This window comes from Phycisphaerales bacterium, from assembly GCA_029268515.1.
Classification (GTDB): domain Bacteria; phylum Planctomycetota; class Phycisphaerae; order Phycisphaerales; family SM1A02; genus JAQWNP01.
In genome coordinates, this window is record JAQWNP010000006.1 from 44,989 (window position 1) to 59,366 (window position 14,378).

General features: G+C 48.9%; 13 protein-coding genes. 10 read left to right on the forward strand and 3 right to left on the reverse strand.

The features are described from left to right. Positions 1-4: 4 nt before the first annotated feature. The gene (locus P8J86_03090) at positions 5-394 is read right to left on the reverse strand and encodes a hypothetical protein (GenBank protein ID MDG2053671.1); all 390 of its coding nucleotides are present in this window, start codon (positions 392-394) and stop codon (positions 5-7) included. Positions 395-769: 375 nt separating this feature from the next. Between P8J86_03090 and P8J86_03095 the strand changes: the two genes are divergently transcribed. The 10 genes from P8J86_03095 to P8J86_03140 all read left to right on the forward strand — a co-directional run bounded on the left by P8J86_03095 (position 770) and on the right by P8J86_03140 (position 11,633). Beyond that, on the forward strand, positions 770-1,645 hold the full coding sequence (locus P8J86_03095) for a DUF547 domain-containing protein (protein MDG2053672.1): 876 nt from the start codon (positions 770-772) through the stop codon (positions 1,643-1,645). 6 nt (positions 1,646-1,651) lie between these two features. Then, complete coding sequence (neuC, locus tag P8J86_03100; protein ID MDG2053673.1) at positions 1,652-2,851, forward strand: UDP-N-acetylglucosamine 2-epimerase; 1,200 nt, start codon at positions 1,652-1,654, stop codon at positions 2,849-2,851. Then, positions 2,844-3,533: a 4Fe-4S binding protein gene (locus tag P8J86_03105; GenBank protein MDG2053674.1), complete on the forward strand. Its 690-nt coding sequence runs from the start codon at positions 2,844-2,846 to the stop codon at positions 3,531-3,533. The genes neuC and P8J86_03105 overlap by 8 nt, the downstream gene beginning before the upstream one ends. Positions 3,534-3,791: 258 nt before the next feature. Further along, positions 3,792-5,609 carry a hypothetical protein gene (locus P8J86_03110; GenBank protein ID MDG2053675.1) on the forward strand — a complete coding sequence of 606 codons (1,818 nt, stop codon included), beginning with the start codon at positions 3,792-3,794 and terminating at the stop codon, positions 5,607-5,609. A 215-nt stretch (positions 5,610-5,824) separates the two neighbouring features. Further along, entirely contained in the window at positions 5,825-7,066 is a 1,242-nt protein-coding gene (locus tag P8J86_03115) for a 3-dehydroquinate synthase (GenBank protein ID MDG2053676.1), read from the forward strand. A gap of 11 nt (positions 7,067-7,077) precedes the next feature. Continuing rightward, a complete protein-coding gene (locus P8J86_03120; protein ID MDG2053677.1) occupies positions 7,078-7,410 on the forward strand; it encodes a hypothetical protein in 333 nt (110 codons plus the stop codon). Beyond that, positions 7,407-8,213, forward strand: coding sequence for a TatD family hydrolase (locus tag P8J86_03125; protein MDG2053678.1), 807 nt, complete (start codon positions 7,407-7,409; stop codon positions 8,211-8,213). The genes P8J86_03120 and P8J86_03125 overlap by 4 nt, the downstream gene beginning before the upstream one ends. Continuing rightward, positions 8,206-9,381 carry a metabolite traffic protein EboE gene (eboE, locus tag P8J86_03130; protein MDG2053679.1) on the forward strand — a complete coding sequence of 392 codons (1,176 nt, stop codon included), beginning with the start codon at positions 8,206-8,208 and terminating at the stop codon, positions 9,379-9,381. Before P8J86_03125 ends, eboE begins: the two co-directional genes overlap by 8 nt. Further along, the gene (locus tag P8J86_03135) at positions 9,374-10,255 is read left to right on the forward strand and encodes a UbiA family prenyltransferase (protein MDG2053680.1); all 882 of its coding nucleotides are present in this window, start codon (positions 9,374-9,376) and stop codon (positions 10,253-10,255) included. The genes eboE and P8J86_03135 overlap by 8 nt, the downstream gene beginning before the upstream one ends. A gap of 1 nt (position 10,256) precedes the next feature. Then, positions 10,257-11,633: an alkaline phosphatase family protein gene (locus P8J86_03140; GenBank protein MDG2053681.1), complete on the forward strand. Its 1,377-nt coding sequence runs from the start codon at positions 10,257-10,259 to the stop codon at positions 11,631-11,633. On the opposite strand, the gene P8J86_03145 is transcribed toward P8J86_03140, so the two are convergent. Together P8J86_03145 and P8J86_03150 are read right to left on the reverse strand one after the other, a co-directional pair. After that, positions 11,612-12,943, reverse strand: a complete 1,332-nt coding sequence (locus P8J86_03145) for a metal ABC transporter permease (protein ID MDG2053682.1) — start codon at positions 12,941-12,943, stop codon at positions 11,612-11,614. The two genes, P8J86_03140 and P8J86_03145, sit on opposite strands and share 22 nt — an antisense overlap. Continuing rightward, the gene (locus P8J86_03150; protein MDG2053683.1) at positions 12,940-14,352 is read right to left on the reverse strand and encodes an iron chelate uptake ABC transporter family permease subunit; all 1,413 of its coding nucleotides are present in this window, start codon (positions 14,350-14,352) and stop codon (positions 12,940-12,942) included. Before P8J86_03150 ends, P8J86_03145 begins: the two co-directional genes overlap by 4 nt. Positions 14,353-14,378: the final 26 nt, after the last annotated feature.

A 14,378-nucleotide genomic window follows, 5' to 3' on the forward strand; every position in this document is an offset into this window, starting at 1 on the left:
GACATCAGTGATCGGACAAAATACCCCGCCGCTCGTTGGTGTACTGGGGATCACCGAAGGCAACTAAACCATCTTCTTTATGCTCGTAAGGTATGACGGCTCTAAAAACTTCTTCGTCTACTTCAATTACGATGACGACGCTTGGCGAGGATTTATCAAGAACTGAATGATCGTGCAGATCACAAAGACATATTCCAAACCCACGCACGCCTGGATTCACAACAGCAACTTCTATCGCCGCCTTTATAACTGAGATACTCTCCAGTCCTTTGTCTGTGGCATGCCCAGACACAACTGGATCCAGCGAACCATCTTCCATACAAATCGCGCCAAATGCTGGGAATGATGCCACACCTGTAAGGCTCTGCGTCGCCCGCTGAAAAAGAGCGTTCATGAGATCACTGCTTAAACCACTCACTCGCAAGGGGGGGGCTCCTCATGGCACGACGCTGCTGGGATGGCAAAAAAGAAGGCGAGACCAAAGACTTAAGAGCATTGAATCGGGTCATTGCAAAAACCACAAGCAGCCAAACATGACTTAAAAGTGTGCTTTATCAGCTCAGGGGTGTTGAAGTTGGTCTGGGCCATAGCTTTATGAACAGCACGACTTCCGCCTATAAAACAGAAGAACAGCGAAATATTGGCCTTGCCTGAGTATTATGCTCTCATGCTTTGTGTTTATCCCAACTTCCAGCTGCGTCGCCTGATATCCGTACTTGTGTTCACGTGTTGTTTCCAGACCGGAAATTGGGCTTTGGCTCAGGAGAATGTGAGCGACCCACCTAGCGAGCGGGCGCCAATGACCCTGCCCGACACTGATCGGTGGACAACTGAGGCAGAAGTACCCTGGTCGTTTACCTACAAACCCTACGAAGAAGTACTCCGTAAATTTGTTGATGACAAGGGCCTTGTCGACTATGCCGGCCTGCTGACAGACCGTCAAGCACTGGATCGCTTTCTCGTTGGCGTGAGTCGACTCGAAATGAGTACCTATCGCCTTTGGTCAATGCGAGAACAAGAGGCCTTCTGGATCAACCTCTATAACGCACTTCTTCTGAAGGTAGCAACTGACTTTTACCCAATTGCACCAGAGCCATTCGATCCGGAATATCCGCGCGATAGTATCCGTCAACTGGGCGATGTTTTTACAAAAAGTTCAATTGAAGTACTTGGTGGCACAATGACACCAGACAACATTGAAAAGAAAGTCCTTCGAGACAGTTTCGATGACCCGCGTGTTCATGTTGCACTCGTATGTGCCGCCAAAGGCTGCCCACCACTGCGACAAGAGCCCTATCTTGGTGACAAGATAGACAAACAACTCAAAGACCAACTCGATCGCATGGTCAATGATCCACGGTATTTCTTACTACAGAAAGAAGAACATCGCGTTTATCTGTCAGAGTTGTTCAAATGGTATGGCGATGAGTATGTTGAACTTTACAACACATCAGAGGCTCCAAAAAGACGAAATGAGTCTGAGTCTGCTGCGCTTAACTACATAGGCACCGCACTATCGCCCGAAGATCAGATCTATCTACGGAAGGAAAAATACGGTGTTCTGTATATCCCGTATGACTGGTCTCTCAACGACCAAGCATCTTCCTCTACTTCAACTAAAAGTAACCTCGATCCAAGGCCTTGATGAAACGTGTCACGTACTATTGCAGTCATTACTACCTCACGAGCCGACTACAGCCATCTTTACTGGCCATTGCAGGCCATTAAGAAGGATCCCAATATCAACCTGCGTCTGATTGCGATCGGATCGCACTTCGCACCCACGTTCGGCAATACCGCCGATCAAATTCATGCTGATGGTTTCGACGTAGATGCCAGTGTTGAGTGCCTCATCAATAGCGATTCTGATGTCGGCATGGCTAAGACGATTGGAGTTGCTGTCCAGAGTCTTGCCGATCTGCTTGGCCAAATGAGACCGGATCTATTACTGCTCATTGCTGATCGCTATGAGATGCTGGCCCCTGCTGCGGTTGCATTGGCACTCCGCATTCCCATTGCTCACATCGAAGGCGGCGAGATAAGCGAGGGAGCCATCGATCATGCTGTGCGAAATGCATTGACGATGATGAGCCATATTCATTTCGCGCCAACAGAAGAGGCTGCGCAGCGTATTCGTGAAATGGGCGAGGAGCCATGGCGCATCCACTGCGTCGGCGCACCATCACTGGATCATCTGCGCTACAGCAAGTTGCCCGATCAAGATCAACTCGACAAACTGCTCGGCTGGAGGATAGAACAACCTCCATGTGTAGTGGCCTATCATCCTGTCACAATGTCTCGAGATACAACGTACGAAGTAGACGCTGTGTTTGAAGCATTAGAACTCATTGAGCAACCTATTGCCTTCTGTTTTCCGAATGCTGACGCCGGAAGTCATCAGATTATCGATCGAGCACATCGCTTCTGTCGCGACAAAGAAAATCGACATGTTCACATCAATTTGGCACCCACTACCTATTGGGCGTTGCTACGAGAAGCAGCATTGATGGTTGGCAACTCAAGCAGTGGAATTATGGAGGCCGCCTCACTTGAGCTGCCTGTTGTCAATATCGGCATGAGACAGCAAGGACGCCTACGAGCTCCAAACGTCATTGATGCAGCGCCTCAGACAGGTTCCATCAGAGCTGCTATCTCCAAAGCAAACGACCGCCACTTCCGAGAATCACTTCAAGGCATGCGTAATCCATATGGAGATGGAAGAGCAGCCGAGCGAATTGCTCGGGTACTTAGCGATGTTGAGCTCAATGATGATCTACTTGTCAAAAAAGCGCCGGCACTTAAACAATCGATTCATCGGGATTCACAACAACCACAGGTGACAAATGGCTGATGAGGATCCACTTTCTAGGCGAGAGTTATTAGGAGGCAAGCTGTTTCGCCACCTACGCGAATCACTCGCTGATGCAGTGGCCTCTCGATTACAAGCGTTCGAAGAGCTTGGATCCGAGCTGCAACCCAAAGCGGCCAAGCCGCCCAACGAATCACTCGTTGATCCTGCCCATTTGCCACTTCTTCAACGTCCACCAGGTGCCATTGACGAAGAGATGTTTCTTGATCAATGCACCCGCTGCGGTGATTGTATTGAGGCTTGCCCACCTTCAGCAATTCTCGCTGCACCAGAGGCGTTCGGTCGCGCTGCAGGAACTCCAATAATTGACCCACGTATCCAAGCATGCGTGATGTGCACAGATACACCTTGCATTGCTTCGTGTGAACCAGATGTGCTTCGCGATGATTTGCCACTCACCATGGGCAGCGCCATGATTGTTCCAAGCGATTGCCTTGCTTTCCTTGGTCAATCTTGTACGCAGTGCACTGACGCTTGCCCAGTGACTGGCGCGCTTGACCTGACTGATGGTTTACCCAGTATCAATAATGAACACTGCACTGGATGCGGTGTCTGTCATCAAGTCTGCCCCGCGCCCGTTAACGCCGTCATCATGCGCCCCGCTCAAGATCGACCCATTCCACCACCATCTGATGACGCCAAAAAATCCCCCCCTTGCAGCTAAAGAGCCAAGGACACCCCTCTGGCACGAGTCGTGAACCTGCGAGCACCTCTCTATTTGATTGTGGGTTTTTTTTTGCGCATTGCCTGCGTCATTGATAGACGAAATTCTTGTATAATCTGGTTCTGGTTCTAAAGACACGATGAACTTTGCGAGACGCAAGCGAATCAAAACGTCTTACACAAATGCGTTGGCAAATAACCAGTAATTTGAATCTCATTTTGATCAAGCAATCTGCACCCACATTTGGAAAATTTTATTATGAAAATATCACGCCTTTGCCTCACACTTGCAACTGTCAGTTTTCTGACCTCCTCTTTGGCATTAGGGCAAAATCAAGCAAAAGAAGAAGCGAAGACTAATTTCATAACGCTGTATTCAGGTGGCATCAATATGTTGCTCGCGAGCCCAGTTGATGCTGGACTGCGCAACGCATTAAACATGATTGACTTTAGCCAAATGCAAATGCCCGGAATGGGAAACAGTCAAGATCCACAAGCGATCTATGAAATGTTGACGAGCAAAATGTCTCTCAGTATCGATATAGATAATGAAATGTTCCGAGCTGCCATGTCCGGTGAACAGATTCAATCGCCACCATACAGTGCTCAACTTAACGTTTATGGCAAGAATGCTGATCAAAACAAATACTTTGCAGAACGTGTGGGCGGCATGCTCGCCCAAACTGGACAATGGGCAGCACCAACTCCGTCAGCAAATCATCCTGGAATGATGTTTCTCAAGCAACGCGATCCAGATTCCCCGAACACAAACTTCGGAGAAACAATGATTGGTGACAAGTCTGCATTCGTGTTAGCGATGAATAGCATGAGCCAGACGCCGGTCAGCCTCGATGGATATGGATTGCCAGATGGAATTAAGCCTGCTCTGGCATTTCGAATGGATATGGGTGCACTCAAGCCAATTATGCAGGGCTACAAAGACGCCCTCAGCAATGCAGCAGCAAATCCGCAAACTTCAATGGCTATGGGATTGCTTAATCAGATGGGTCTTATGAGTGACACCCCACCAGTCATAAGCTTTGCAATGGGGCAGGCACAGGACCGAACATATGCAGCTGGTTCATACATGAACTGCGGCGAGATGTTAGAGCAGTTCGGCACCACTAGTGGCCTTGCCATGGAAGATATGAAGCTCATTCCTCAAACAGCAACATATGCCAATATCTCAAAGATGAACTTAGCCAACTACGTCAAGTTCTACATCAATATGATGAATGACCTCGCTGGCCAATCCAGCGGTCAAGATTCTCCCAAGCCAGTTGAAATGCTAAACAATTTGCTTGGTGTGAATATCGAAACACAGTTCGCTGACTATCTTGGGCAGACACTCGGTATCTATCAATCACCGGAAACTGGCGGCCAGAGCTTGATGGCGATGGTCGTATTTGTGGAGCTGAGTAACTCAGATGGAATGAAAAAGACTATTGATAAATTCATAGCAGCCTTCAAAAAGAATAAACCTAGTGGGATGCGCGCTATTGAACTGCTTCAGTGGAACTACCAAGGCAATGATTTAATCACACTGTCCTTCTCAGGCATGCCAATACCGCTCGAGCTTAGTATGGGTATGGGAGATAATCACATCTTCATGGGTGCTTCACCCCAGAGTGTTATTGCCGCCATGCAACAGGCCTCGGGTAACAAGGTAAGCCTACTCAATAAGAGTATTCTTGATAACACTGCTTTCATGAGTATGGGCGGCGATCGATATGCTGGCGCCATGCAGGTACAGTTCTTCGACACAGCCGCTTTCATAGACAACGGCTATAGTCTGACCAATATGATGTTTGCAGCGATTTCGAATGTCAGCCGTAGGCCAGGTGCTTCAAGCCGGAGCGACAACCTTGTGATGCCCACCTATGACAAGCTCGTAGAAAACCTTCGTGGCAGCGTCAGTATTGCCAGGCGCCAAGGCAATTCAATTTACTACGAGGCGGAGATGGATCGATCCTTCCTGGCCAATACCACTGCTTTGGTTGGCTCTCTTAAACAATTCATCGATTTAGGAGCAATCACTGGAGTCTTTTCAGGCGTGTTTAGCTTGAGTTCTTATTAGTCCCCCAGTGAATTGAATGCACCCGACCCGCCATCTAGGGGGGATTAATGGGCGTTTTAGACACGATAGGCTTCTCAGACCCCCTCGCGATGACGGTCTTTCGGGCGGCTGCCCCCTTACTGAAAAGCCCATCGGAACACATCTGGGTGCCACTGCGTATTCAACAGAGCCCCTGCCCATTACTGAGCAAGGGCACTGGAGAAGGACTGAGAAAAATGAGCCAAAAACGCAGATCAACAGACCGCCCAATGTCCGGTCAGGAAGTCAATACAAAGACCGAATCTGAACTTCAGAAAGCTGCTGATTTTAAGGTCGCGTTTTCTCATCGTCTCCACTTCACCAGGGATGCTTTTGAGCCAAGTCATCCACTGCTTCGACAACTCATTGAAGATGCCGATTCTCCTCAACCTCGACGAGTCATCATGGCTGTTGATGCTGGGCTGGTGCGAGTTCGTCCCGAGATCATTGATGAGATACATGAGTACGCCGCCGCGCACAGAGATGCAATCAGGCTTGCAACTGATGTATTGGTACTACCCGGCGGTGAAGATGCCAAGAACACACCAGATGTGTTCAACAACGTCACCAAAGCTATTCATGATGGGAAGATATGTCGACGCTCTTACGTAGTCGCCATTGGTGGTGGTGCGATTTTAGATGCTGTTGGTTTCTCCGCCGCATGCGCACATCGAGGCGTTCGATTGATCCGTCTTCCATCAACCACACTCGCGCAAGGCGATGCTGGCGTTGGTGTAAAGAATGGAATCAATGCCTTCGGCAAGAAAAACTTTCTAGGCTCCTTTTCACCTGCTTGGGCTATCGTTAATGACGAACGCATGCTTGAGACACTCTCAATGCGTGATTTCCGAAGTGGCTTCAGCGAGGCAGTCAAAGTTGCTCTCTTGAAAGATCCTCAACTCTTTGAGACGCTTGAACGAGATGCTGACGCCTTGTTTAGTGGCGACCTTGAAAGAGCAACGCCGGTTATTAAACGAACTGCTGAACTGCACGTTGATCATATCGTTGCTGGAGGCGACCCATTCGAGCTCACCCGTGCTCGCCCCTTGGACTTCGGGCACTGGGCCGCCCACAAACTAGAGCAGATGACCGACTTTTCTTTATCCCACGGCGAGGCTGTTTCCATTGGCTTAGCGCTGGACACCCTCTATGCCACGCGCATCGGCCTACTGGATAGTTCGATTGCACTGCGAACGATTGACATCTTGACACGCCTCGGGCTACCTGTCAGTCATGAAAAGCTCAGGGATGTACCAAAATTACTCGACGGCCTGGAGGAGTTCCGTGAACACCTGGGCGGCCAACTGGCCATCACGATGGCCATTGATATTGGCAAGTACATTGATGTCCATGAGATAGATTCAAGACTTATTGAGCAAGTCACCCATGAATTGCTCGAGGTGCTGCCGCGCCGAACCAACCGGTACAACAGCGAGTAGAATGCTTTCCTATGGCAGCGCCAATCGAACGACCCGAATCATCGGCCTCACCAGCCAACTACCAACAGCTGGTTGATTTGTACTTTATCGAAAATCGAGCCAAGTCACTTGATCTTGCTGCCTTTCTTGATCGGCTGGACAGAGCCGTTCCCCAACCCCAACAGGATGACTTCCGTGTGGCTGCTCTACGTCAAGCAATTGAAATATTAAACGACGGCAAACCTAATCGAGCGGCCCGGATTCTCTCTCTCTTGAGCGATCATTCCACTGATCCAATTGACTCCGCTTCTGGTCTCAAGGGCGCCTTTGGTGCCTGCCCGCCTCCTGAGGATCCTACTTCATGAAGTACATTGATCCTCATATTCATATGGTGTCACGCACAACCGATGACTACGAACGAATGGCACTCGCTGGCTGCGTAGCCATTACCGAGCCAGCTTTCTGGGCAGGCTTTGATCGTTCTACTGCTCAGGGTTTTTATGATTACTTCCATTTGCTTACCGAGCAAGAACCGCAACGAGCAAAGGCTTACGGTATTCGTCACCATAGTTGGATTTGCATTAACCCCAAAGAATCAGAGGACCTCGTATTAGCACGAGAGGTGCTATCGATTATTCCTGAGTTTCTAGAAAAGCCAAATGTACTGGGTGTTGGTGAGATTGGTCTTAACAAGAACAGTCGCAATGAACTGACTATTCTGGAAGAGCATCTAGCGATCGCTGAAAAGCACAATCAACTGGTGCTTGTTCATACACCGCATCTTGAAGATAAGCTCAAAGGCACGCGCTTGATCATGGACGCCATCAAAGGAAATACGAATATTGATCCTGGTCGTGTGCTCATTGATCATGTTGAAGAACACACTGTTGGCGCTGTTCTTGATGCCGGTTTTTGGGCCGGAATGACACTCTACCCAGACACCAAGTGCACCCCACAACGAGCGGTGGATATCCTAGAAACGTATGGCAAGGAACGTATCTGGATGAACTCAGCCGGCGATTGGGGGCCCAGTGATCCTCTCTCTGTGCCAAAAGCAAGACTTGAGATGTTTAGACGTGGACATCAAGCCGAGGATGTCATGCGTGTCACCTATGAGAATCCCGTTACGTTTCTTGGGCAATCCGAGCGGTTCGGCACTGATGTCTGATCACATGGGCGAGGAACGCTTGATTGGGTACTGCACCAATGTCCACGCAGGAACCGACCTCAAGCAAACCAAAGACAATTTAGTTCGTTATGCCGGAGCGGTTCGAAACTATCGCCAGCAGTCGACACCACTGCCGATTGGCTTATGGCTTTCAGCCCAATCAATCAGCGAACTTAATGATGAAGCTGCAAGGGATCAATTTGCAAACTGGCTCTTTGACAATGCACTGAACGTATACACAATCAACGGCTTTCCCTACTTTGACTTTCACGAACCAGTCGTAAAACACCGCGTCTACAATCCAGATTGGAGTTGTCCAGAGCGAGCTACTTTCACCCGTCACCTAGCCGTCTTACTTGCAACCATACTTCCTCCAGGATCTGAAGGAAGCATTTCAACACTACCGGTGGCGTGGGGTCATGCCACTCAAGATCCAACGCGTATTAATTCCGCTGTCGATCAACTTGTGGCAATGAGTCAGTTTCTAGCCGAACTATCTGACCGTACAGATCGCCTCATCCACCTCGATCTAGAGCCAGAACCTGGATGCGTTCTCTCTCAAAGTCGAGACGTCGCACCTTTTTTTGAAAAACTCTACAAACGTGGGGACAGCGATCTCATCTACCGACATATACGGATTTGTCATGACATATGCCATGCGGCAGTCATGTTTGAAGAGCCTCAAGCACCCTTTGCAGCGTATGCCGCAGCTGGCGCTCAAGTTGGCAAAGTGCAGGTTTCTTCTGCCCTGACATGGTGTCTCAAAGATCTTTGCCCACCTGATCGAATTTTAGCGAGACAACAACTCAAGGCTTATGCTGAGCCTCGTTACCTTCACCAAACCTCGATACGGCGAGGCTTAGATGGACCGGTTGATTTCTACGAAGATCTTTCAGAAGCATTTCAGAATGCTGGCGAGGATTCGTGTGATGATGAGTGGCGAATACACTTTCATATTCCAATACATCTCAAAGCAATTGGTGCATTGGGAACGACACAAAGTCATATCAAAGCTGTGACTGATCTTCTTAAAGAACAGAATGTGATCTATCCATTAGAAATTGAAACCTATGCCTGGAATGTGCTACCTGATCATCAAGGCGACGACAAACTGATCCAAGGCATTGCTGCCGAGCTTGAGTGGTTTGAGGATCTCATCAATGTCTAGCAGGTGGCCGAGCCTAGGGACTCTCGCTCGTTTAGGGCGCGTCTCCAACCTTCCGACCTGCGCCAGTAATGTGCTAGTTGGCGCAGCCATTGGCGCATTAGCCGTTGGCACCATCGATACTGGATACCTATTGTTAGCTATTGCGAGCGCTTTCCTTCTCTACATTGGTGGCATTGCACTCAACGATGTAATAGATGCGCCAATCGATACTATTGAGCGTTCGAACCGCCCCATACCGACAGGCAAGATTTCCAGAACAATGGCATTTGCCTTTGCTTTGATTGCCATGATCTCAGGCGTTGCTGTGGCAGCAGCGATATCGGTTTCTTCTCTACTGATTGCCAGCGCCATCGTTATCTGCATTGTTCTCTACGACGTTCTTCATAAGAGATTCATCTGGGCCTCCGTGCTGATGGGCTTGTGTAGAGGCGGTCTTTACGTACTTGGCGCCTCTTGTGTCGCATGGCCCACACCGCAAGACGCTCTGCTCATTTTCTCGGCCGCGATCACTATTTATGTAAGCGGCTTGACTGTACTTGCAAGGTATGAGGTACGAGGCCAAAAGCAGTGGCACGCCTATGCAGGCCTACTTTTGCCAATCCCTTGCCTGGCACCGATTTACTTCTTTACAGAACGATTAGAATTATGGACGTTCATTACTGGTATTTTATTGATCTTGTGGATCCTCAGGGCGAGTGCTTACCTCTTTCCACCGCATCGGCTCATTGGCAAGGCCGTACTCGGATGGATTGGTGCATTATCATTGATTGATGCGTTTTATCTGAGCATCTTAGGGCAACCCTCTCTTGTCTTAATAGCTGGCGCCTGTTTCCTTTGGACACTCACTGGGCACCGGTACATTTCAGGAACTTGAAATGACAACTCCTACAGTTGTTCTCAATCTTGTTGCTTTATCACATTCATTGCTACAGAGCAGAGCGCCAAATCTACAAAAATATATTGGTCGATATGGCGCCAGAGAATTAGTACCAGTACTCCCTGCTGTTACATCGACCGTTCAGTCAAGCATGCTCACCGGCTTGCCTCCATCAAAGCACGGTATTGTCGGTAACGGTTGGTATGAACGCTCTCTCGACGAAGTCCGATTCTGGAAACAGTCCAACGCCATTGTTGAAGGCAAGAAGGTCTGGGACGACATTTCTGTAGGTGGTGGTACGACTGCAAATCTCTTCTGGTGGTTCAATATGAATACGAGGGCTGACATGACTGTCACCCCACGGCCTATGTACGTTGAAGATGGTCGAAAAATCCCTGACATTCATACAAAGCCTGCAGAGCTGCGAGAGGAACTTCAAGGTCAACTTGGACAATTTCCTCTGTTCTCATTTTGGGGACCAGCATCTTCAATTCGGTCGTCTCAGTGGATTGCCGACGCCGCAAAAACCATTTTTGCAGCGAAGCGGCCCGACCTGATGCTGGTCTATCTGCCCCACCTTGACTATGCCTTACAGCAGTTTGGACCAGATGATCCGCGTGCCCATCATGCCGTTTCAGAAATTGATCAAGTCTTTGGTGATTTACTTACATTCTTCGAAGACGCTAAGGCCCAGGTCATCTGCGTCAACGAATATGGCATCGAACCAGTCCATACTGCCGTGGCACCAAATCAGATACTTCGCCATGAAGGTCTTCTTTCCATACGAGACGAATTGAGTGGCGAACGACTCGATACCAGTCTAAGCCAGGCATTCGCGGTGGTCGATCATCAAGTAGCGCATGTCTATACAACCAATGATCGTGTGCTTGATCGCTGTAAAACCATTTTTACCAATACGCCAGGCATTGCGGAAGTTCTTGATCGCACAGGACAAGAGAAAGTAGGACTTAATCACGCGCGAAGTGGTGATCTTGTCTTAATTTCAGATCCTGGTTTTTGGTTCACGTACGACTATTGGATCAATAATAGTGATGCGCCAGGATTCGCGCGACAAGTCGATATACATAGCAAACCTGGCTACGACCCCAGAGAACTCTTTTTGGACCCCGCTATTCGTTTTCCAAAATTGAAGGTCGGCATGCACCTGCTTAAACAGCGCCTTGGGCTACGCTCTACATTGCGAGTCATTCCATTAGATACATCGTTGGTCAAAGGATCCCATGGCCGTATTGATCAAGAAGAAGGCCGAAGGCCATTGATCATAACGCCCCATCAGACCGGCTCTGATTCTAAGCGCGTCCCTTGTACGGACGTACGCCAGATCATCTTGGATCACTGTGCCGCATCTTCCTGATCTATTGGTTTGGGCAGTGGCTTTCCATGAGGGTCTTCACTCGGATTATCCACTTCCTTAGCCAGTGCCGCTTGCATCACAGGGTCAGTGATATGCTCCAAATCCATGGCCGCGCGGTGGACATGATCAACTGGAACATCAAAATGCTTCGCCAGATATGTTTCCCATAATCGATGGGATCTCACGAGGGTCGCTGCACGGATTCGGCCTTGCTTGGTGAGGGTCCATGATGATCCGGATCGTTCAATTTGATCACTCCGACGCAAACCGCCAAGTGCCAGTCTTGTCAGACTAGAGGAAGTGCCTACAGCTTGGCTAATCGAATGAGATTGCCACGCTGGAGATTGTTGAGAACTCATTTCTTCAGCTCGATACAAAAACCCCAGCACGTCTTCTCTTGCAATTCGAAGCGACAAGTTCACTCGGAAAAAAATTCGTCCCAGTATGCCATATCGAGGCCCTCCTAATAATGCGAGTAGAAATAGCACACCGGTTAACACCGCCATCATGCCCGCCGTTTCTGTATCTTGATAACCAATCCAACCAGGTACTGTGATAGCTGCAACATGTCCCAACCCAGCCGCAACAGCCCCTATCAATACAGACAGAAGAAGCAATGGAATCAGTCGATCGGTTAGTAGATAAGCCGTTGCAGGCGGCACAATAATCATTGCGACGACAAGAATGCTTCCCACAACTTCAAACGCTGCCACTGCAGTCACCGCCACCAATGACATGAGAATGTACTGACAAATCCAGGGGTTAAAACCAACTGTGTCTGCCATCGCAGGATCAAATGATGTGATACGGAGCTCTTTAAACAGAATTGCAACGACTGCCACATCAATCAGAAGTACCACAAAAAGCACAACAGCTGCTCTAGGCACCATCCATCCCCATAGTGATACTTGATCTAGCGTTGCTAAAACAATATTTCCATACAGCACACAAGAAGCATCTAAGTGAATCTTATTTGCAAACAGCGCAATAAGAACCAACCCCAACGCAAACATCGTGGTGAAGACGACACCAAGCGAAGCATTTTCTTCAATCTTTCCATTTCGATGAAGCAACTGAGTAATGACCGCAGTCAATACACCCAGAACTGCAGCACCGATGAACATCGGAATGCTACCTCGGCTTGTCGTCATTAAGAATGCGATAGCCAATCCTGGCAGTATTGCGTGACTAATCGCATCGCCCATCAAACTCATTCGACGCAACAGTAGATAGCTACCCAACAGTGCACTGGACATACCCGTCAGTATGCCAATGACAACAATCCAAGTGTCAATGCTATCCCATGTCATAATTGAATCTCAAGCTTATGTGGGCTTTCTGGCGGAAGCATCCCATCACCTGAATCTCGAATTGCTTTTTCTAACTCACGAACCAATTCTGATCCGATTACATGCTCAACGTCATCAGCATCACGATCCACATGCGATGGCGCAATGTCTGCATAGTGAATTAAATACAACTCCCACAAACGGTGATTGCGCACCACTCTTGCAGCCTCATTTCTACCACGATCTGTCAACCGCGCGATCTTTGCAGCTGTATCAAAAGACACGAGCCCTTTACGGCTTGCTGAACTGAGCAATCGGTGCAACGTTCGCTCACTCCATACGCGCTGCTTGAGCAACCAATTCCATTCAATGTCACCATCATGATTCGATTGACTTTCGAGAATCTCGCCGCTCTCCCAAAGAGCACGCAAGAGATGCTGGTATCGAATACGCTTGTTCAGTCGCCGTCTACGAATAAGCAAGACCAACATGCCACGATGTGTCCCAAACACCAGGCTCAGCACAAAGATACACGCGCCTGTCAAGACAATGATGGCGCCCGCTGGCAAACGAGCAAAAAGACTACTGAAAGCCGCCCCCACCAGACCACTGAGTGCACCAACTAAGGCTGCAATCCAAATCATGTAGCGGAGCCGTTGCGTCCAAAATCGAGCTGCAACAGCGGGAATAATTAACAACGCGACAACCAGAATGAGTCCTACCGCCTGCAAGCCAACAACAACGACAACGGTTACGAGCAGCATCATGATCATGTCGATTTTGATCAGTGGCCATCCCTGTGTCCGAGCAAGATCAATATCGAAGCTCAGTATCGCAAACTCTTTAGACAACAAAGCGCATACAACGACAATCGCCACGGCCGTTGCAGCAATAAGAATGGCATCACTTTGCACCATTGAAGCTGTCTTGCCATAAATAAAAGACTCAAGTCCAGCGGCATCAGCCCCTGGCATGGATTGCACTAAACCCATCAGTGCCACGCCAAACCCAAACCAAACACTCAGCACAATGCCTAAGGCGGCATCTTCTTTAATGCGAGTCCAATGTCGAATAAAGACAACGGCGCCGACACCAAGTAATCCGGTCACGGCCGCGCCGACGAGAAGTCCAGGCAATGATTTACCTTCCCCTCCGATCGCTACCATCACTATGAACGCCAAAGCAATGCCGGGGAAGGTCGCATGTCCAAGGGCATCACCAATCAGTGATCGACGACGCAGTAACATGTAGGTGCCCATCACACCAGAAGCAACACCCAAGAGTGTCGTTCCAGTCAGTACAAGTCGTGTGTTGTAATCTCGAAGGCTGATTGTGCGCAAAATCTGATCAACAAAACTATTGGTGCTCTGTGAGGCCATTGCATTTGCGAAAGACGTTTCAGCAAACAACAAAATGGCTAGACCAGCCATGAACCAACATATCAATCCTCTTGAGC

Excerpts from the sequence above, each read along its gene's own strand:
- P8J86_03090 (MDG2053671.1), bottom strand. The coding sequence starts at position 394 with ATGAACGCTCTTTTTCAGCGGGCGACGCAGAGCCTTACAGGTGTGGCA.
- P8J86_03105 (MDG2053674.1), top strand. The coding sequence starts at position 2,844 with ATGGCTGATGAGGATCCACTTTCTAGGCGAGAGTTATTAGGAGGCAAG.
- P8J86_03110 (MDG2053675.1), top strand. The coding sequence starts at position 3,792 with ATGAAAATATCACGCCTTTGCCTCACACTTGCAACTGTCAGTTTTCTG.
- P8J86_03115 (MDG2053676.1), top strand. The coding sequence starts at position 5,825 with ATGAGCCAAAAACGCAGATCAACAGACCGCCCAATGTCCGGTCAGGAA.
- P8J86_03120 (MDG2053677.1), top strand. The coding sequence starts at position 7,078 with ATGGCAGCGCCAATCGAACGACCCGAATCATCGGCCTCACCAGCCAAC.
- P8J86_03125 (MDG2053678.1), top strand. The coding sequence starts at position 7,407 with ATGAAGTACATTGATCCTCATATTCATATGGTGTCACGCACAACCGAT.
- eboE (MDG2053679.1), top strand. The coding sequence starts at position 8,206 with ATGTCTGATCACATGGGCGAGGAACGCTTGATTGGGTACTGCACCAAT.
- P8J86_03135 (MDG2053680.1), top strand. The coding sequence starts at position 9,374 with ATGTCTAGCAGGTGGCCGAGCCTAGGGACTCTCGCTCGTTTAGGGCGC.
- P8J86_03140 (MDG2053681.1), top strand. The coding sequence starts at position 10,257 with ATGACAACTCCTACAGTTGTTCTCAATCTTGTTGCTTTATCACATTCA.
- P8J86_03145 (MDG2053682.1), bottom strand. The coding sequence starts at position 12,943 with ATGACATGGGATAGCATTGACACTTGGATTGTTGTCATTGGCATACTG.
- P8J86_03150 (MDG2053683.1), bottom strand. The coding sequence starts at position 14,352 with ATGGCTGGTCTAGCCATTTTGTTGTTTGCTGAAACGTCTTTCGCAAAT.